The following is an 18095-nucleotide window of genomic DNA, read 5'->3' on the forward strand; positions in this document are numbered from 1 at the left end:
ACGCGTCGTCTACCACCAGTCCGAGTCCAGACGCCCTTCGATCGCCCTGATGTTGTCCCGGGCACAGGTGTCGCAGAAGTAGTGGCGATGCCCGTTCTCCACGGAGCAGATCCAGGTGGGGCGGGGGCCGTCGGCCCGGGCGCCGCAGCGGTCGCACACGAGGTACGGAGTCTGTGCGCTGTCCGGCGGCTCGGCGGAGCCGTTGTCGTCACTGTCCCCGGAAAGACTCGTCACCCGGGTGACCCTATCGGCGCCGAACCGGTTCGGCGCATACAACGCACTGCGGGGGCCGGTCCCTTCGGACCGGCCCCCGCGAGACTTTCCGGGTGCCGAATGTCAAGCGTCGGCTACTGCATGACGGCCATGGCGAGCGCACGGCGGGCGCGCATCGACGCGCGCTCCGCCCGGCGCTGCATCCGACGGGCCATCACCAGGCGTACGGCCTGGCGGTCCAGCTCAGCCTCGTGCAGTCGCTCGTGCATATGCGCACGAGCCAAGGCTTCTGGGATGAGTTGCATCTCTCGGGTCCTGTTCTGACGCGAGGCGTTCGCGCCTGCGGTGGTGGAGTCTTGGGTCGCGGAGCCTGCGGGCTCGCTGGTGGACGGCTTCATCGGGGCCTGCTTCTTGGGGTCGTGCGTGAGGGGGCGATCGATCGTTCCTGCGGTGTTCATGCCGTGACCGGGTTCTTGCGCGGGCGGCCACGCGGCCGCTTGCGGGCCACGACGACACCCTGGACGAAGAGCTCGCCACCCCAGACGCCCCAGGGCTCACGCCGCTCCTTGGCGCCGGCGAGGCAGGCCTCGATCAGCGGGCAGGTGCGGCAGAGGGACTTGGCGTACTCGACGTCTGCCGGCGACTCGGCGAAGAAGACCTCCGGGTCGTAGGAGCGGCAGGGGACGGGTACGCCGAGGTTCTCGATGGCGTCGTCGAGCGCGGTGAGCGCCGTCAGCGGGGTCAAGGTGGAGTCCTCCGTGAGGCCGGGCGGGGGGATCGTTTCTGAAGGCGGTACGGACGGGGCGTGCGCTTCGAGTTGCACGGTTCGTCTTCCTCGTCTGGTCGTTCCGGCCCTGTTGGACCGGGTGGCGGCTTGGTACCGGGTTCTTTTCTTGTCCCGAGGCCCCTTCGCTCTGCCATCCCCGTTCGGGGAAAACAGAAGGGCCGCGGATCCCGGGTGGGGTTCCGCGGCCCTGAAGGCGCCGGCCTGATCGCCGATCAGGCTGGATCACTCCAGGGTTCTGGCCCACGGAAGGCCCACATCAGGTGGTGCTGCGTCGTCTGCTTCCGGAATCCGGCACCGGCCGCCGCGAGGGCATAGGCCTGGGCCTGTGCCGCTACTGCTTCCAGTGCCTTGGTCGGTCGCTCATTGCGCTCACGGACGGGCAGAGCCGCGCGAGACACGGAGGACGCCGGACGGACGGCACGAATGCCGGACAGACCGGTGCCCAGGTTGGAGACGCCGAGCATGCACGTGGAGACGACCGAGGGATCGGTCATTTTGACGGTGCTGGTGGAGCTGGCCTTGATGCTGATCACTTCAATCGCCTCCTCTCGGCGTCTAGGGGGACCGGGGCGAGCCCAGTCCAACGGATATGCAAGTACAACACGGAATGGGGCCCTCCGAGAAGGCCGCCGTTCGCGTGCTTAGAACCTATGGGGATTCCCGGGGCATGCGCAAACTATTTTTTCGACGAGTTCGTATCAGTCGCCGTCGTCCTCTTCTGCGAGGTCACGGCCCGCGCAGATGGCCAGAACATCCTCCCCGAAGCGGTGGAGCTTGCGGACTCCGACACCCGGGATGCGCGCCAGTTCGCCGTCGTCACCGGGGGCGACTTCGGCGATCGCGATCAGGGTCCGGTCGGTGAAGACACAGAAGGCGGGCTGTCCGCTGCGGCGCGCCTGCACCGCCCGCCATGCCCGCAGCCGCTCGTAGAGGCCCTCGTCCATGTCGGAGGGGCAGCCGTCGCAGCGCATCAGCTTCATCTCGCCGGCCTCGGACAGTGTGCGCCCGCAGACCCGGCAGCGGGCCGGAGTTCTGCTGTGGCGGCGCGGAGCGGCCGCTGTAGCAGCTGCGCTGAAGCCACGTTCGATGCCTCCACGGCCGGCGACGGTGACGCGGCCGGTGCCGGCGGAGGAACCGGGACGCAGTCCGTCGAGGAAGCGGCTCGGCCGTCGGCCGGGGCGGCCGCCGGGTGAACGGGAGAGAGCCCAGGAGACATGGAGGTGTTCCCTGGCGCGGGTGACACCCACATAGAGGAGGCGGCGTTCCTCCTCGATCTGCTCATCGGTCCTGGCGTAGGTGATCGGCATCATGCCTTCGGCGACGCCGACGAGGAAGACGGCGTCCCACTCAAGGCCCTTGGCCGAGTGCAGCGAGGCGAGAGTGACGCCCTGCACCGTCGGGGCGTGCTGGGCGTTGGCCCGCTCGTCGAGTTCCGCCACCAGGTCGGCGAGGGTGGCGCCGGGCTTGGCGGCCGCGAAGTCCTGGGCGAGGTTCACAAGTGCGGCCAGGGACTCCCATCGTTCTCTGACGGCTCCGGAGCCCGCTGGGGGTGCGGCGGTCCAGCCTTCGCCCGAGAGGACGGCGCGTACCTGGGAGGGCAGGTCCACGGCGTCGTCGAGGAGGGAGTCGTTGGCGCCGAACCGGGCGGCGCCGCGCAGGGCGATGCCCGCTTTGCGTACTTCGGGACGGTCGAAGAAGCGCTCGGCGCCGCGCAGTTGATAGGGAATCCCGGCGTCGGCGAGGGCCTGTTCGTAGATTTCCGACTGGGAGTTGGTGCGGAACAGGATCGCGATCTCGGCCGGGGGCACGCCCGCGGTGAGCAGGTCGCGAATACGACGGGCGGCACCTTCGGCCTCGGCGGGCTCGTCGGCGTATTCGCTGTAGTCGGGTTCGGGGCCCGGATCGCGCTGGGAGACCAGCTCGAGGCGGTGGTCGGCGGCCCGGCCGCGGGCCTGGGCGAGAAGGCCGTTGGCGAGATGGACGACCTGGGGCGAGGAGCGGTAGTCGCGAACGAGTTTGACGACTGTGGCTCCGGGATGGCGAATACGGAAGTCGAGCAGGTGGTCGGGGGTGGCGCCGGTGAAGGAGTAGATGGTCTGGCTGGCGTCGCCGACGACGCACAGGCTGTCGCGGTCGCCGAGCCACAGCTCCAGCAGGCGCTGCTGGAGCGGGCTGACGTCCTGGTATTCGTCGACCACGAAGTGCTGGTACTGGGCGCGCACCTCGTCCGCGATGTCGTGCCGGTCCTGAAGGATGCCGACGGTGAGGAGGAGGACGTCCTCGAAGTCGATGACGGCGCGGTCCCGCTTGAGGTCTTCGTACACGGCGTACAGCTGCGCGATCTCGGCGGGGTCCCGAGGTGCTTCCCGGCCCGACTTGACGGCCGCCGCGGCGTAGTCGGCCGGGACGGTCTGGGTGACCTTCGACCATTCGATCTCGGCGGTCACGTCCCGCAGCTCGTTGCGGTCGAGGCGGACACGGCATGCGGCGGCCGCGTCGGCGACGAGCTGGATCTTGCGATCGATGATCCTCGGAAGGCCGCCGCCGACGGCTTTCGGCCAGAAGTACTGGAGCTGGCGCAGGGCCGCGGAGTGGAAGGTCCGGGCCTGGACCCCTCCGGCGCCGAGCTGGCGGAGGCGGCCGCGCATCTCGCCCGCAGCGCGGTTGGTGAAGGTGACGGCGAGCACGCTGGAGGGCTGGAGGATGCCGGCGCGGACCCCGTAGGCGATGCGGTGCGTGATGGCACGCGTCTTGCCGGTGCCGGCACCTGCCAGCACGCACACCGGACCGTGCAGGGCGGTCGCCACCTCGCGCTGCTCGGGGTCGAGCCCGTCGAGCACCGCGTCGGCCGAGTCCGGAGTCTGCGGGAAGAGGGTGGAATGCGTTGCTGCTGTCACCCCGCCATGCTGCCAGGTCGGCGGAGACGGGTGCGGCGGTTGTCCACAGGGAGGCCCAGCAGTCGTACTTATGCGGCAGGCGCCACGCCCCTCCCGTGGGTACCGCAGGCGCAACGCTCCCCGCTTGATGCGGCAGGCGTGACCCTCCCGTGCTGAGCGTCACCGCTCCCTACGGCGGGCACACCGCTGGGAGGAGTATGCCCATAGCGCGTGACGGGAATGGTGGAAGGTTCACATACGTTGCCGTCTCTGCGACTACGCACACCGGACCGTAAAGGAGCGCGACCGACATGCCGGGCACTGTGACGATGTACAGCACTTCGTGGTGTGGCTACTGCCGGCGGCTGAAGAGCCAGCTGGACCGTGAGGGCATCACGTACAACGAGATCAACATCGAGCAGGACCCGGACTCCGCGGCCTTCGTGGAAAAGGCGAATGGCGGAAACCAGACGGTCCCGACCGTGCTCTTCGCGGACGGTTCGACGCTCACGAACCCGTCGCTGGCGCAGGTCAAGCAGAAGATCAGCGCGTAACGCGGCGCCGGAACGATTTCACGGGAAGGCGGTCCCTGAGGTGTCTCAGGGACCGCCTTCCCGTCGTTTTGTGCCCCGTCAGCCCCGTCGGCCCGGTCACCGCGGAGCGTCATCGCAGCCGGCGCCGCAGGTCCGGCCTGCTCCGGAACGGGTCTCTCAGGCCTACGTGTGCCGTGGTCAGGCGCTCCGCGTGGGCAGGGGCTTGCCGTACCACAGTTCGATCAGACGGGCGGCGATGGAGATGCCGTACGGGGGCAGGACCTCTCCGGACTCGAAGGCCGCGCGCAGGTCCTCGCGGGAGAACCAGCGGGCCTCGTGGATCTCGTCGCCGTCCACGGTGATGTCGGTGGAGGTGGCGTGGGCCAGGAAGCCCAGCATCAGGCTGGACGGGAAGGGCCAGGGCTGGCTGGCGACGTACTCGACCTCGCCGACGGTGATGCCCGCCTCTTCGAAGACCTCGCGGCGCACGGACTGCTCGATGGACTCACCCGGTTCGACGAAGCCGGCGAGCGTCGAGAAGCGGCCCTCGGGCCAGTGCACCTGGCGGCCGAGCAGGATGCGCTCCTCGTCGTCCGTGACCGCCATGATCACCGCGGGGTCCGTGCGCGGGTAGTGCTCGGCGCCGCAGGCCGGGCAGCGGCGGATGTGGCCGGCGGCCGCGATGACGGTGCGTTCGCCGCAGCGCGAGCAGAAGCGGTGCATGCGCTGCCAGTTCTCCAGGGCGACCGCGTGCACCATCAGTCCGGCGTCGCGCGGGGACAGCAGCAGGCCCGCCTCGCGCAGTCCGGCCGGGCGCGCCGACTGGTCCATGCGGCCGGGCAGAGCGTCCTTCTGGAGCGCGAAGTAGCTGATGCCGTCCTCGTCGGTGCCCAGAAAGTAGCGGTGGGCCTCCGTGAGGGGCGCCTCGAAGGACGGGGTCATGACGAGTTCGGTCCGGCCGTCGGGCGTCTCGTCGATGAGGACCTGACCACCGGAGACCACGAAGCAACGGGTTGTGGGGTGGCTCCACGCCGCGGCGAGCCAGGCCTCGTCGAGCCGGTGGTGGGCGGCGCGGTCGATGCCGCTCGGGGCGGTGAGCGAGATGGGTCGATCGGCGGTGTGGTCGGTCCAGGTGGTCACGGGTGCTTCCAACTCCCCCGGTGCGGCGGTGGTTTCGGCGGGTGGTTCAGCGGGACGTGCGGCTGGAGGGGACCGGGTCCCGTGGGCCTTGGGCGTGCGGGGTGGTCCTTCCAGTGTGCCGTGCTCCACGGCACGCCCGGTCGGCCGCCCCGCCGAGGGCGTCGTCAGTCCGCATCGCGCCGGATCTCCCCGAGGTCGCTCCACAGGTACGCGGCGGTCTCCACGCCCTTGAGGAGCAGATCGAGTTCGACCTTCTCATTGGGCGCGTGCCAGCCGTCGGACGGGACGGAGATGCCGAGGAAGAGGACGGGCGCGCCGAGGACTTCCTGGAGATCGGCGGCGGGTCCGGATCCGCCCTCCCGGGTGAAGCGGACCGACTGCTGGAAAGCGCGGCCCATGGCGCGTACGACGGACTGCAGGGCGGGGTGGTCGAGGGGGGTCAGACAGGGGCGGGTGGCGGCGCCGAACGTGATCTCGTGCCTGATCCCGGCGGGCAGCTTGTCGGCGGCCCAGGCGCGGACGGCCCCTTCGACGTGGTCGGGGTCCTGGCCCGCGACGAGCCGGAAGGAGAGCTTGACCATGGCCGAGGACGGGATGATCGTCTTGCTGCCCGGCCCCTGGTAGCCGCCGCCGATGCCGTTGACCTCGGCGGTGGGGCGGGCCCAGATGCGTTCCAGGGTGGTGTGACCGGCTTCACCGTGGGCCGCGGTCGACTTGGCGGTTCGCAGCCACTGCTCCTCGTCGAAGGGCAGATCGGCGAAGAGCGCGCGTTCGCGGTCGGTGAGCTCGGTGACGCCGTCGTAGAAGCCCGGTATCGTCACGCGCGCGTGCTCGTCGTGCAGGGCCGCGACCAGGCGGGCGGCCGCGGTGGCGGGATTGGGCACGGCGCCGCCGAAGGAGCCGGAGTGGATGTCCTGCTCGGGCCCGTGCAGGACGATCTCGCAGTCGGCAAGGCCACGCATGCCCGTACAGACGGTGGGCGTGTCCGCGGACCACATGCCGGTGTCGGAGACGATCACGGCGTCGGCGGCGAGCCGGTCCGCGCGCTGTTCAATGAGGGTGCGGAAGTTCGGGGAGCCGGACTCCTCCTCGCCCTCGATCAGCAGTTTCAGGTGGACGGCCGGCGCGGTGCGGCCGGTGGCGGCGAGGTGGGCGCGGACACCGAGTGTGTGGAAGAACACCTGCCCCTTGTCGTCGGCGGCCCCCCGCGCGTAGAGGCGGCCTTCGCGGATCACCGGCTCGAACGGGTCGCTGTCCCAGCCGTCCTCCCGGGCGGCGGGCTGCACGTCGTGATGGCCGTAGACCAGGACGGTGGGCGCCTGCGGGTCGTCGGCGGGCCACTCGGCGAAGACGGCGGGAGCGCCGCCGGTGGGCCACACCTCGGCGGTGGGGAAGCCGGTCTCCGCCAGCTTGGCGGCCAGCCACTCGGCGCTGCGCCGCACGTCCGCCGCGTGCTCCGGCTGGGCGGACACCGACGGGATGCGCAGCCACTCCGCGAGGTCGTCGAGGAAGGCGGCGCGGTGGTGGTCGATGTACGTGCGGACGGCACTGTCCGGGGTCTCGCTCATGCTCACGAGCCTATCGGCCCGCGCCGGCATCCTGGTCCGCCGGTTCCTGCGCGGCCGGCTCGGCCAGCAGCAGCCGCTCCAGTGCGGCCCGGTCCGGCAGGTCTTCAGGGCGTACGACCTCACCGCTGCGGACGTACAGGAACGCGGACTCGACGGCTTCGAGAGGGACGCCCTGCTGCTCGGCCCAGGCGAGCCGGTACAGGGCGAGCTGGACCGGATCGCCGGTACGGGTCCGGCCGGTCTTCCAGTCGACGATCTCGTACGTGGTCGACTCGCCGTCGTCCGTGCGGTAGACGGCGTCGATGCGGCCCCGCACCACGCGCCCGGCGATGGCGAGCTGGAACGGAGCCTCGACGCGGTACGGGGTGCGGTGCGCGTACGGGGTGCGTTCGAAGGCCTCCTTGAGGGCCTCCAGGTCGCGCTCGTCGGCGATCTCGGCCTCGCTGCCGGGGAGGTCCTCGGGCTCCAGCATGGGCAGCCGCAGTTCTTCGAAGCGTGCCTCGACCCAGGCATGGAACCGAGTGCCGCGGCGCGCGGCGGGTTGCGGGGGGCGCGGCATGGGGCGCGCGAGTTCCTGGGCGAGCCCATCGGGGTCGGCGGCCAGTCGCAGCACCTGGGAGGCGGTCAGCGACGTCGGCAAGGGCACGTCGGTGACGCCCGCGCGGGCGCGCAGCAGCTCTCCCGTGAGGGCGTCCAGGTCACGGTCCCAGGAGGCGATGGTCCGGGCCTCCTCCGGGGTGAGCCCGGGGATGTCCTCGGCCGGGCTCTGGCGGGCGTGGGGGATGGTGGGGATGCCGTCGCCGGGCTGCACGCGTGCGTGTGGGATTTCGGGCGGCGCCGCGGGGCGGTCGGTCGTCCAGGAATCCCAGTCGGAGGCGTCCTCCTCGGGATCCCAGTCGGAGGCGTCCTCCTCGGGGAGGTCGTCGGGAAGCTCGTCGTACGAGGTGCCCTCGTGGACTCGCTCCTCCGGGGCCTGCTCCTCGTGGAGGTCTTCGTCCTCCGGGTTGGACGGCCATTCCGGGTCGTCGTACGCGGAGGGGTCGGGGGTGGCGGCGGGCTGGGCGCCGTCGTGCGAGGCGTCCTCGTCGAGGTGGGCGAGCACGGTCTGTGCGGCGGCGCGACGACGGGCGAGTGCCGCCTCGTCCAGCGGGAGCGGCCAGGCGTGGTCGGTGGTGGCCCGGAGCAGCGCCGGGTTCTCCTCGTCCTCGGCCGGCTCGTCGGCCCAGGCCTCGATCTCGCCGTACCCGGCGGCGCAGTGCTCGTAGAGGGCCTGGAGGAAGTCGGAGGGTCCGCGGGGGCGCTTCTGGGCGGGTCCCCACCAGTGCCCGGAGCCGAGCAGCAGGGAGCGGGGGCGGGTGAAGGTGACGTAGCCGAGGCGCAGCTCCTCGGTGTGCTGGTGCTCCTTCATCGCCTCGTGGAAGGCCTTCAGTCCCCGGGAGTCCCACCGCTCTACGTCGGGCAGGGTGTCCGCGTCACCGCGCAGGGCGTGCGGCAGCACCTTGCTCTGAGCGGTCCACTTCTCGCGGCCCTGGGTGCTCGGGAAGGTCCCGGTGACCAGTCCCGGCACGGCGACGACGTCCCACTCGAGGCCCTTGGACTTGTGCGCGGTGAGCACCTTGACGGTGTTCTCACCGCCGGGCAGGGCGTTGTCGAGGCCCTTCTCGTACTGTGCGGCGGTGCGCAGGAAGCCGAGGAACGCCAGGAGGGTGGCGTCCGGGTCGTTGGCCGCGAAGGAGGCCGCGATGTCCAGGAAGTTCGACAGGGTCTCGCGGCGACGGGCGGCCAGCGCGTGCGGGGACGCGGCCAGCTCCACCTCCAGGCCGGTGACGGCGAGCACCCGGTGCAGCACGTCCATCAACGGGTCGGCGAGGGAGCGGCGCAGCTCGCGCAGCTCGGCGGCGAGGCGCGCGAACCGTACGCGCGCGTCGGGCGAGAACGGCAGGCCGTCGTGCTCCCGCCCGGCCTCCATGGGCAGTTCCAGGAAGGTGTCGAGGGCGTCCGCGAGCGAGATCACCTCGGCCGGGTCCACGCCTTCGACCGCCGCGGCGAGCCGGCGGTCCGGGTCGTCGTCGGCGTCCACGCGCGCGTGCGACACGAGCAGCCGGGCGCGCCGGCCCAGGAGGGCGAGGTCGCGGGCGCCGATGCGCCAGCGGGGCCCGGTGAAGAGGCGGACGAGGGAGGCGTTGGCGCCGGGGTCCTGGAGCACCTCGCAGACGGCGACGAGGTCGGCGACCTCGGGCAGGTGCAGCAGCCCGGACAGGCCCACGACCTCCACGGGGATGTCGCGGGCCACGAGGGCGCCCTGGATCTCGGCGAAGTCGGTGGCCGTACGGCACAGGACGGCGATCTCGCCGGGTGCCGTGCCGGTGCGCACCAGGTGGGCGATGGAGTCGGCGACCCAGTCGATCTCCTCGGCGTGGGTGCCGAGCAGTGCGCACCGGACCTGTCCGTCGCGCTCGGCGCCGGGAGCCGGGCGCAGGGCCTCCACGCCCGCGTGCATGGCGCGCAATGGTTCGGCCAGTCCGTTGGCGAGGTCGAGGAGGCGGCCGCCGCTGCGGCGGTTCTCACTGAGCGCCTGGCGGGTCGCGGGACGGCCGTCGCTGTGCGGGAAGTGCTCCGGGAAGTCGTCGAGGTTGGCGACGGAGGCGCCGCGCCAGCCGTAGATCGCCTGGCAGGGGTCGCCCACCGCGGTCACGGGGTGCCCGGTACCGCCGCCGAACAGGCCGGCCAGCAGGACGCGCTGGGCGACCGAGGTGTCCTGGTACTCGTCGAGCAGCACCACACGGAACTCGTCACGCAGAATGCGCCCCACCTCGGAGATGCGGGCGAGGTCAGCGGAGAGGGCGATCTGGTCGCCGAAGTCGAGGAGGTCGCGCTCCCGCTTGAGCGCGCGGTAGCGGACGACCAGCTCAGCCAGTTCACGGCGGGCCGCGGCCGTCTCGGGAACCTTGCGCAGGTCGGCGTTGGTGAGCCGGGCGCCGTTCAGGGTGAGCAGCAGTTCGGCGTCGTACGCGCGAACCTCCTCGGGCCCAACGAGGTGCTCGGCCAGCTCGGAGTCGAGGGTGAGCAGGTCGCTGACCAGGTCCGGGAAGGATCGGGTCAGCGCCGGGTAGGGGCCCGGCGCCTCGCGCAGCACGCGCGCGGCGAGCTGGTAGCGGCTCGCGTCGGCGAGCAGGCGCGAGGCCGGTTCGAGCCCTATGCGCAGCCCGTGGTCGGTCAGCAGGCGGCCCGCGAAGGCGTGGTAGGTGGAGATCACCGGCTCGCCTGGCGGGTTGTCCGGATCGATCACGTCCGGGTCGGTGACGCCCGCCTTCACCAGCGCCTTGCGGACGCGCTCGGCCAGCTCACCGGCCGCCTTGTTCGTGAACGTCAGCCCGAGGACCTGATCCGGGGCGACCTGTCCGGTGCCGACCAGCCACACCACGCGGGCCGCCATCACCGTGGTCTTGCCCGACCCGGCGCCGGCCACGATCACCTGCGGCGCGGGCGGTGCGGTGATGCAGGCTGTCTGCTCCGGGGTGAACGGGATGCCGAGGAGCTCCTTGAGCTGCTCGGGGTCGCTGATACGGGCGGGCACGTCGGAGAGGCTATCGGCGGCCACTGACAGCGGATGCCACATCGGCCGCCGGGCTCGAGGAAGCGCTGGTCGGCACGCACGGGGCGGTCCACCACACGGGCGTGGTCACTCCACGATGTGACGGCCCTCCGGTCGCGCGCTGCACGAGGCGCGGAACGCGCAGTGCGTGCAGTGCTGCCCGGGGTCCGGGGAGAAGCGCTCGTCGAGGACCTTGCCCGCGGCGGTGGCCAGCAGCTCGCCGGCCCACTCCCCCGTCAGAGGTGCCTGAGCCTGCACCTTGGGCAGGGTGTCCCCGCCGTCCTTCCTGGGTGCGCCCTGCCGCAGTTGGACGAGTTCGGCGCCGCCCGGCTCGGGGTGCACGCCGCCGAAGGCCTCGTCGACGGCTCCCTCGCGCACGGCGAGCTGGTAGACGGCGAGCTGCGGATGGCGGGCCACCTCGGCGGCGCTGGGGGCCTGCTTGCCCGTCTTGAAGTCGACCACGTAGGCACGGCCATCGGCGTCCGTCTCGACACGGTCCATGGAGCCCCGGATGCGCACCTCGTAGTCACCGGCTTCGAGGGTGACGTCGAAGTCGTGCTCGCTCGCCACCGGCGTACGCCCGGGGCGGGCTCCGTTGGAGTCGACGTGCCACTTCAGGAAGCGTTCGAGTGCCACACGCGCGTTGTCCTTCTCCTGCTCGGACTTCCACGGCGCGTCGAAGGCGAGCGCGTTCCACACCGAGTCGAGGCGCTCCATGAGGACGTCGAGGTCGGCCGGGGTGCGCCCGGAGGCGACCTCGTCGGCGAGGACGTGCACCACGTTGCCGAAGCCCTGGGCGGCGGTCGCCGGTGTGTCGGCCTTCACCTCCCGGCCCAGGAACCACTGGAGGGCGCAGGTGTTCGCGAGCTGGTCGAGCGCGCTACCGGAAAGCACGACCGGCTGGTCGCGGTCCCGCAGCGGCACCTTGCTCTCGGTCGGGTCCCACATGCCCCACCAGCGGTAGGGGTGCGCGGACGGCACCAGGGGGCGGCCGTCCTCGTCGGTGAGCGCGGCGAGCCGGGCCAGTCGGCGGGCGGCGGCCTCCCTGAGGGTGTCGGACACACGCGGGTCGACGGTCGTGGCGCGCAGTTCGGCGACGAGCGCGGCGACGGCCAGAGGGCGGCGCGGGCGGCCGGTGACGTCCTTGGGTTCGGCACCGAGTTCGGCGAGGAAGCGCGAGGGCTGGTCGCCGTCGTCGGCGGGGGCCTTCACGGCGGTGACGATCAGGCGTTCACGCGCGCGTGTGCAGGCGACGTAGAACAGCCGGCGTTCCTCGGCGAGCAACGCGCCCGGGGTGAGGGGTTCGGCCAGCCCGTCACGGCCGATGCGGTCGGCCTCCAGCAGGGATCCGCGGCGGCGCAGGTCGGGCCACAGCCCCTCCTGGACACCGGCGACGACGACCAGGCGCCACTGCAGGCCCTTGGAGCGGTGCGCGGTCATCAGACGTACGGCGTCGGGGCGCACCGCCCGGCGGGTCAGCGTGTCGGCGGCGATGTCCTGGGCCTCGATTTCCTCCAGGAAGTTGAGGGCGCCCCGGCCGCCGGTGCGCTCCTCGGCGCGCGCGGCCGTCGCGAAGAGGGCGCACACGGCGTCGAGGTCGCGGTCGGCATTGCGCCCGGCCGCGCCGCCGCGCCGGGATGCGCTCTCCAGACGTCTGGGCCATGGAGTGCCACCCCACAGCTCCCACAGAGCCTCTTCGGCCGTGCCGCCGCCGGCGAGCCGTTCACGGGCCTCCCTGAGCAGAGCGCCCAGGCGCTGGGCGCCGCGCGCGTACGCCGGGTCGTGCGCCACCAGCCGCTCCGGTTCGGCCAGCGCCCGTGCGAGCAGTTCGTCGGACGGCGGCGGTACGGGGTTGCCGGCGGCCCGCTCCTCCTCCCGCAGGGCGCGCCCCAGGCGGCGCAGGTCGGCGGTGTCCATGCCGGCGAGGGGCGAGGTGAGCAGGGCGAGCGCGGTCTCGGTGTCGAGCCACGGCTGCGGGACGGGATCCGTCGTGTCCCTTCCCGACTCGCCCTGCCCGGCACCGACTTGCGCCGTCACACTGGCTTTCGTTCCGGTTTGCTCGATCTCGCCCTGCTCCGCCCCCTCTGATTCCACTCCCTTGTGCCCGGACTCTCCGGATTCCGGCTCCGGCACGCCGTCACCGGGTCCCGTGGACGCGGCCTCCGCCCGTGCCACCGCGCGCAGTGCCGTCAGCAACGGGGTCACCGCCGGTTCGTGGCGCAGCGGCAGGTCGTCGCCGTCGATGTCCAAGGGGACCCCGGCCGATGTCAGGGCGCGGCGGACCACCGGGATCGTGCGGGCTCCGGCGCGCACCAGAACGGCCATCTCGCCCCACGGCACGCCGTCCTCCAGGTGTGCCCGGCGCAGCATGTCGGCGATGTTGTCGAGTTCGGTGCCGGGCGTCGGGTAGGTGAACACCTCGACACGGCCCCCGTCGCGTTCCGCGGCGAGCTCCCGGTGGGCGCGCACCTTCTCCGCCGGAAGCCGGGTCAGGGGCATGCGCCGGGTCAGCAGCCTGGTGGCGGCCAGGAGAGCCGCACCGGAGCGGCGGGAGGTCCTGAGGACCTCCACGGGTGCCGGAGCGCCGTTTCCGCGCGGGAAGGCGTGGGGGAACTCGAGTATGCCGCCGACGTCGGCACCCCGGAACGCATAGATCGACTGGTCGGGGTCGCCGAAGGCCACCAGGGTGCGGCCACCGCCCGCCAGCGCCCGCAGGAGGCGTACCTGCGCGGCATCGGTGTCCTGGTACTCGTCCACGTACACCGCGTCGTACCGGGCGGCCAGCCACTCGGCGACCTGCGGGCGGCGGGCCAGGAGCACCGCGCGGTGGACCAGCTCCGCGTAGTCGATCACTCCCTGGAGATCGAGGACATCCAGGTACTCGGCGAGGAAGGCCGACGCGGCCGTCCAGTCGGGACGGCCGATGCGCTCGGCGAAGCGGCGCAGGGCGTCCGGGCCGAGGCCGAGTTCCCTGGTGCGGGCCAGCACGGCACGCACCTCGTCGGCGAAGCCACGCGTGGTCAGACAGGCGCGCAGTTCGTCCGGCCAGCGCACATGGGCGAGCCCGAGGCGCTCCAGGTCGGGCTGACCGGCGAGCAGCTCGCGCACGGCCACGTCCTGTTCGGGGCCGGACAGCAGTCGCAGCGGCTCCACGAACAGCTCGCTGTCCTGGTGGGCGCGGACCAGCGCGTAGCAGAACGAGTGGAACGTGGTCGCCTGCGGGGCGTGCGCCGCGCCGGTGCGCCGGGCCATGCGGTCGCGCAGGTCGACGGCGGCCCTGCGGCTGAACGTCAGCACGAGGATGCGTTCCGGGTCGCCGCCGCGGGCGATCCGGGCGGCGACGGACTCGACCAGCGTGGTCGTCTTGCCCGTGCCCGGGCCCGCGAGGACGAGCAGCGGACCGGCCTCGTGGTCAACCACGGCCCGCTGTGCTGCGTCCAGCACAGGGGGGTCCACCCGGACGGGCGGGGTACGCACCAGTCGGTAAGCGCCACGGCTCCCCTGCCGTACCTGGGGGTGCGGCAGGCGCCTGGTGGAGGAAGAGGAGCTCACGTGGTTCGCCGGTCCTGGTGGTCGTACTCGGGCTTGTCACTGTCGGCGCGTGGCGCCGTCGTCGAGGGATCGTGGTCGGGCCACGGGTCGGAGGACGGCCGCGCGCGGCGGGCGGTGGCCGCGGGATGAGAGGAACGGGCGCCGTCGACGCTACGCCCGCGCCAATCGCGGAAGCAGTCCTTCCCCCCGGTCCGACGCGCCCGTCGGGTCGCTCATGCCCCCCGCTGAACGAACGTACGGCATGTCACGGATGTGCCGGACTTCCCCCGGACGAGCCACGGGTCGCCTCTGGGTCCGCACGATGCCGGAAGCTGTCAGGTGGGTCTTTCCGCGCGTTCGTCGCCGCTCCAGCGGGCCCGTCTCATGTCGACCCGCGGCAGATGGCCGTCGGTGGCGCGGCCGGCCTCGCGCAAGGGGGTGCCCTCGTCGCGGTAGTGGCCCAGCGCCTCCAGCTCGTGGCCCGGGAGCAGGACGCCGTCCGCACGGATGACACGCCACCAGGGGACCGCTCCTCCGTAGAGGGCCATCACGCGGCCCACCTGGCGCGGACCGCCCTCCTCCAGCCACTCGGCCACGTCCCCGTACGTCATCACGTGCCCGGACGGAATGCGTTCGGCCACGTCAAGGACCCGTTCCGCGTAATCCGGCAGGGCGTCCGCCGGAAGGCTCTCCTCGCTCATCCGACCCATCCTGCCGCACCGCACCGACAATGTGAGGTGAGAGTGACGGGGCGTATCCCTCGCCCCGGCGCGGCGCTTCGGGCAGACTGTGCGCCCCCGCATTTGCACCCTGATGCCCCCGAGTGTCGGGAAGACGTGCCACCATCGTGCGGGCGGTGACTGGTGATACGAGATCAAGAAGAGATGATGAAGCAGCAGGGCGTGCACCCCGACGACGCGGCGGGCACCTCTGCGGGTTCGTCGCGCCCGGACACCGAATCCATGGGCCCGCACTCCGGCCCCGGTGACGAGAAGCCGCGTGCCGACAAGCAGGCGGACGACGAGGCAACGGCGTACAAGAAGGCAGCCGAGGACGAGGCCACGCGCGAGAAGGCGGACGAGAACGAGGAGCCCCGGCTGGCGGCCCCGAGGCCGCGGTCCGAGTCGGACGAGCATTGTGCCGACGCCCACAACGACGAGGTCGAGGGCGACGAACCGCTGCTCCCCGCGCGCGTGCACCGGCCTTCCGACCTCATGCGCCTGCTGGTGGGCGTGCTCGCGATCGCCGTGCTGCTCGCCATCGCCGCGTTCGCACACGGAACCACTTCGGGGCTCGAACAGGACATCAACAAGGGCACGGGCCAGGCACCCGATCTACTGATCAAGATCGCAGGTCTGGCGTCGAGCATCGCGGTCCTGCTGGTGCCGGTCGCCTTCGCGATCGAACGGCTGATCAAGCGGGACGGGCTGCGCATCGCCGACGGCGTCCTCGCCGCGGTTCTCGCGCACGGGGTGACGCTCGCCACGGATCTATGGGTCGCCAGGGGCGCCCCGCCGTCCATCCGGGAGGCGCTCACCCAGCCCTCCCCCGGTGACATCCACGCCCTGACCGACCCGGTGCACGGCTACCTCGCACCGGTCATCGCCTATATGACGGCCGTGGGCATGTCACGCAGGCCCCGCTGGCGCGCCGTGCTGTGGGTCGTGCTGCTGCTCGACGCCTTCTCGATGCTGGTCACCGGCTACACCACACCGTTCTCGATCATCCTTACGGTGCTCATCGGCTGGAGCGTCGCCGCCGGGACGCTCTACGCCGTCGGTTCACCCAACGTGCAGCCGACCGGGCGGACGCTGATGGCGGGCCTGCGCACCGTGGGCTTCCGCCCCGTGAGCGCCGCGCGAGAGGACCTTCCGGACACGACGGACAACGGCGACCGCGGCCGGCGCTACTTCGTCACCCTGGAGGACGGCCCGCCCCTCGACGTCACCGTCGTCGACCGCGAACAGCAGGCCCAGGGCTTCTTCTACCGCGTGTGGCGGCAGCTGACGCTGCGCGGCATCACCACCCGGCGCAGCCTGCAGTCGCTACGCCAGGCGCTGGAGCAGGAGGCGCTGCTCGCCTACGCGGCCATCGCCGCCGGCGCGAACGCGCCCAAGCTGATCGCGACCTCGGAGCTCGGGCCCGACGCGGTGATGCTCGTCTACGAGCACACCGGCGGCCGCACCCTGGACCAGCTGTCCGACGAGGAGATCACCGACGAACTGCTGCGCGACACCTGGCAGCAGGTCCGCGCGCTCCAGTCGCGGCGTATCGCGCACCGCCGGCTCGCCGGCGACGCCATCGTGGTGGATCGTTCCGGCGCCGTCATCCTGACGGACCTGCGCAACGGGGAGATCGCGGCCGGCGACCTGGTGCTGCGGATGGACATCGCGCAGCTGCTCACCACACTCGGACTGCGTGTGGGAGCCGAGCGGTCGGTCGCCTCCGCGGTCGGCGTGCTCGGCCCGGACGCGGTCGCCGACTGCCTGCCCATGCTGCAGCCCATCGCGCTGACCCGCTCCACACGGGCGACGCTCAGGAAGCTGGCCCGAGAGCGGGCCCAGCGTGAGCGGGAGGAAGTCCTGGAGGCCTCCAGGCAGGCCAAGGCCGCCCGCCTGGAGGAGGACCGCGAAGGCACCGGGGTCGTCCTCGACAAGCCCGACAAGAAGGCCGTACGCGCCGAGCAGCGGGCCGAGAAGCGGGCGATCGACGAGGCGATCGACGGCGCCCGCGAGGAGGACCTGCTCACCCAGATCCGTCACCAGGTGCTGCGCATCAGGCCGCAGGCGCCGGTCGAGCCGGCCCGGCTGGAGCGGGTGCGGCCGCGCACGCTGATCAGTTTCATGGCCGGCGCCATCGGCGCGTACTTCCTGCTGACGCAGCTCACGCACATCGAGTTCGGCCCCCTCTTCGCCAACGCCGAGTGGGGCTGGGTGGCGGCGGCCGTGTTCTTCTCGGCGCTGAGCTACGTCGCCGCGGCGATGGCGCTGCTGGGCTTCGTGCCCGAACGGGTGCCGTTCCTGCGCACCGCGGCGGCCCAGGTCGCCGGGTCGTTCGTGAAGATCGTGGCGCCCGCGGCGGTCGGCGGTGTCGCGCTCAACACGCGCTTCCTGCAGCGCGCGGGCGTGCGGCCGGGCCTCGCCGTGGCGAGCGTCGGCGCGTCGCAGCTGTTCGGACTGGGCTGCCATGTGCTCATGCTGCTGTCCTTCGGCTACCTCACGGGCACCGAGAAGACGCCGTCCCTGTCGCCGTCCCGCACGGTCATCGCCGGTCTGCTGACGGTCGCCGTGCTCGTGCTGGTGGTCACATCGGTGCCGTTCATGCGGAAATTCGTCGTCACGCGCGTGAGGTCCCTGTTCGCGGGCGTCGTGCCCCGCATGCTCGACGTCCTGCAGCGCCCGCAGAAGCTGATCACCGGCATCGGCGGCATGCTGCTGCTGACCGCCTGCTTCGTGATGTGCCTGGACGCCTCGATCCGGGCGTTCGGGCACGAGGAGACCAGCACGTTGAGCCTGGCCAGCGTCGCGGTGGTCTTCCTCGCGGGCAACGCGCTCGGTTCGGCCGCGCCGACCCCGGGCGGCGTGGGCGCGGTGGAGGCGACCCTGACGGTCGGTCTCATCGCCGTGGGTCTTCCCAAGGAAGTCGCCGCGCCCGCGGTGCTGCTGTACCGGCTCCTGACGCTGTGGCTGCCGGTGCTGCCGGGATGGCTTTTCTTCAACCATCTGACGCGCAGGGGCTCGCTCTAGAGCTGCGCGTTGCGTGCGGCGGGGCACACGCGCGTGTGCCCCGCCGCACGCAACGCGCCACGCCCTCCGCATCGCCCGAACTCACCCGCACGGCTCGCAGCGTGAG

The 18095-nt window shown here is 72.0% G+C and carries 12 protein-coding genes; 2 read left to right on the forward strand and 10 right to left on the reverse strand.

The features are described from left to right. Positions 1 to 9: 9 nt before the first annotated feature. The 5 genes from ACQEXA_RS21330 to ACQEXA_RS21350 all read right to left on the reverse strand — a co-directional run bounded on the left by ACQEXA_RS21330 (position 10) and on the right by ACQEXA_RS21350 (position 3897). A complete protein-coding gene (locus ACQEXA_RS21330; protein ID WP_432932255.1) occupies positions 10 to 234 on the reverse strand; it encodes a hypothetical protein in 225 nt (74 codons plus the stop codon). Positions 235 to 347: 113 nt separating this feature from the next. Beyond that, positions 348 to 671, reverse strand: coding sequence for a hypothetical protein (locus tag ACQEXA_RS21335; protein ID WP_359395958.1), 324 nt, complete (start codon positions 669 to 671; stop codon positions 348 to 350). Next, the gene (locus tag ACQEXA_RS21340; RefSeq protein WP_019072119.1) at positions 668 to 1036 is read right to left on the reverse strand and encodes a WhiB family transcriptional regulator; all 369 of its coding nucleotides are present in this window, start codon (positions 1034 to 1036) and stop codon (positions 668 to 670) included. Before ACQEXA_RS21340 ends, ACQEXA_RS21335 begins: the two co-directional genes overlap by 4 nt. Before the next feature lie 176 nt (positions 1037 to 1212). Beyond that, positions 1213 to 1533, reverse strand: coding sequence for a hypothetical protein (locus tag ACQEXA_RS21345; RefSeq protein WP_359395961.1), 321 nt, complete (start codon positions 1531 to 1533; stop codon positions 1213 to 1215). A 165-nt stretch (positions 1534 to 1698) separates the two neighbouring features. Next, positions 1699 to 3897, reverse strand: a complete 2199-nt coding sequence (locus ACQEXA_RS21350; RefSeq protein WP_432932252.1) for an ATP-dependent DNA helicase UvrD2 — start codon at positions 3895 to 3897, stop codon at positions 1699 to 1701. A gap of 290 nt (positions 3898 to 4187) precedes the next feature. Between ACQEXA_RS21350 and ACQEXA_RS21355 the strand changes: the two genes are divergently transcribed. Next, on the forward strand, positions 4188 to 4430 hold the full coding sequence (locus ACQEXA_RS21355) for a mycoredoxin (protein WP_359395965.1): 243 nt from the start codon (positions 4188 to 4190) through the stop codon (positions 4428 to 4430). 177 nt (positions 4431 to 4607) lie between these two features. Here ACQEXA_RS21355 and nudC read toward each other — a convergent pair whose 3' ends face one another. The 5 genes from nudC to ACQEXA_RS21380 form a co-directional block, all read right to left on the reverse strand. Beyond that, the gene (gene nudC, locus ACQEXA_RS21360) at positions 4608 to 5549 is read right to left on the reverse strand and encodes an NAD(+) diphosphatase (protein WP_359395967.1); all 942 of its coding nucleotides are present in this window, start codon (positions 5547 to 5549) and stop codon (positions 4608 to 4610) included. 164 nt (positions 5550 to 5713) lie between these two features. Then, the gene (locus tag ACQEXA_RS21365; RefSeq protein ID WP_432932249.1) at positions 5714 to 7117 is read right to left on the reverse strand and encodes a dipeptidase; all 1404 of its coding nucleotides are present in this window, start codon (positions 7115 to 7117) and stop codon (positions 5714 to 5716) included. A 10-nt stretch (positions 7118 to 7127) separates the two neighbouring features. Then, a complete protein-coding gene (locus ACQEXA_RS21370) occupies positions 7128 to 10694 on the reverse strand; it encodes a UvrD-helicase domain-containing protein (RefSeq protein WP_432932247.1) in 3567 nt (1188 codons plus the stop codon). Positions 10695 to 10799: 105 nt separating this feature from the next. After that, positions 10800 to 14264 carry an ATP-dependent helicase gene (locus tag ACQEXA_RS21375; protein WP_432932246.1) on the reverse strand — a complete coding sequence of 1155 codons (3465 nt, stop codon included), beginning with the start codon at positions 14262 to 14264 and terminating at the stop codon, positions 10800 to 10802. Positions 14265 to 14578: 314 nt separating this feature from the next. After that, a complete protein-coding gene (locus ACQEXA_RS21380) occupies positions 14579 to 14944 on the reverse strand; it encodes an MGMT family protein (protein WP_359395976.1) in 366 nt (121 codons plus the stop codon). 186 nt (positions 14945 to 15130) lie between these two features. On the opposite strand from ACQEXA_RS21380, the gene ACQEXA_RS21385 reads away from it, so the two are divergent. Continuing rightward, on the forward strand, positions 15131 to 17989 hold the full coding sequence (locus ACQEXA_RS21385) for a lysylphosphatidylglycerol synthase transmembrane domain-containing protein (RefSeq protein WP_432939535.1): 2859 nt from the start codon (positions 15131 to 15133) through the stop codon (positions 17987 to 17989). Positions 17990 to 18095 lie beyond the last annotated feature (106 nt).

Origin of the sequence: Streptomyces sp. CA-106110 (genome assembly GCF_050936285.1) — a bacterium.
Taxonomy (GTDB): domain Bacteria; phylum Actinomycetota; class Actinomycetes; order Streptomycetales; family Streptomycetaceae; genus Streptomyces.

Excerpts from the sequence above, each read along its gene's own strand:
- ACQEXA_RS21335 (WP_359395958.1), bottom strand. The coding sequence starts at position 671 with ATGAACACCGCAGGAACGATCGATCGCCCCCTCACGCACGACCCCAAG.
- ACQEXA_RS21355 (WP_359395965.1), top strand. The coding sequence starts at position 4,188 with ATGCCGGGCACTGTGACGATGTACAGCACTTCGTGGTGTGGCTACTGC.
- ACQEXA_RS21365 (WP_432932249.1), bottom strand. The coding sequence starts at position 7,117 with ATGAGCGAGACCCCGGACAGTGCCGTCCGCACGTACATCGACCACCAC.
- ACQEXA_RS21380 (WP_359395976.1), bottom strand. The coding sequence starts at position 14,944 with ATGAGCGAGGAGAGCCTTCCGGCGGACGCCCTGCCGGATTACGCGGAA.
- ACQEXA_RS21385 (WP_432939535.1), top strand. The coding sequence starts at position 15,131 with ATGAAGCAGCAGGGCGTGCACCCCGACGACGCGGCGGGCACCTCTGCG.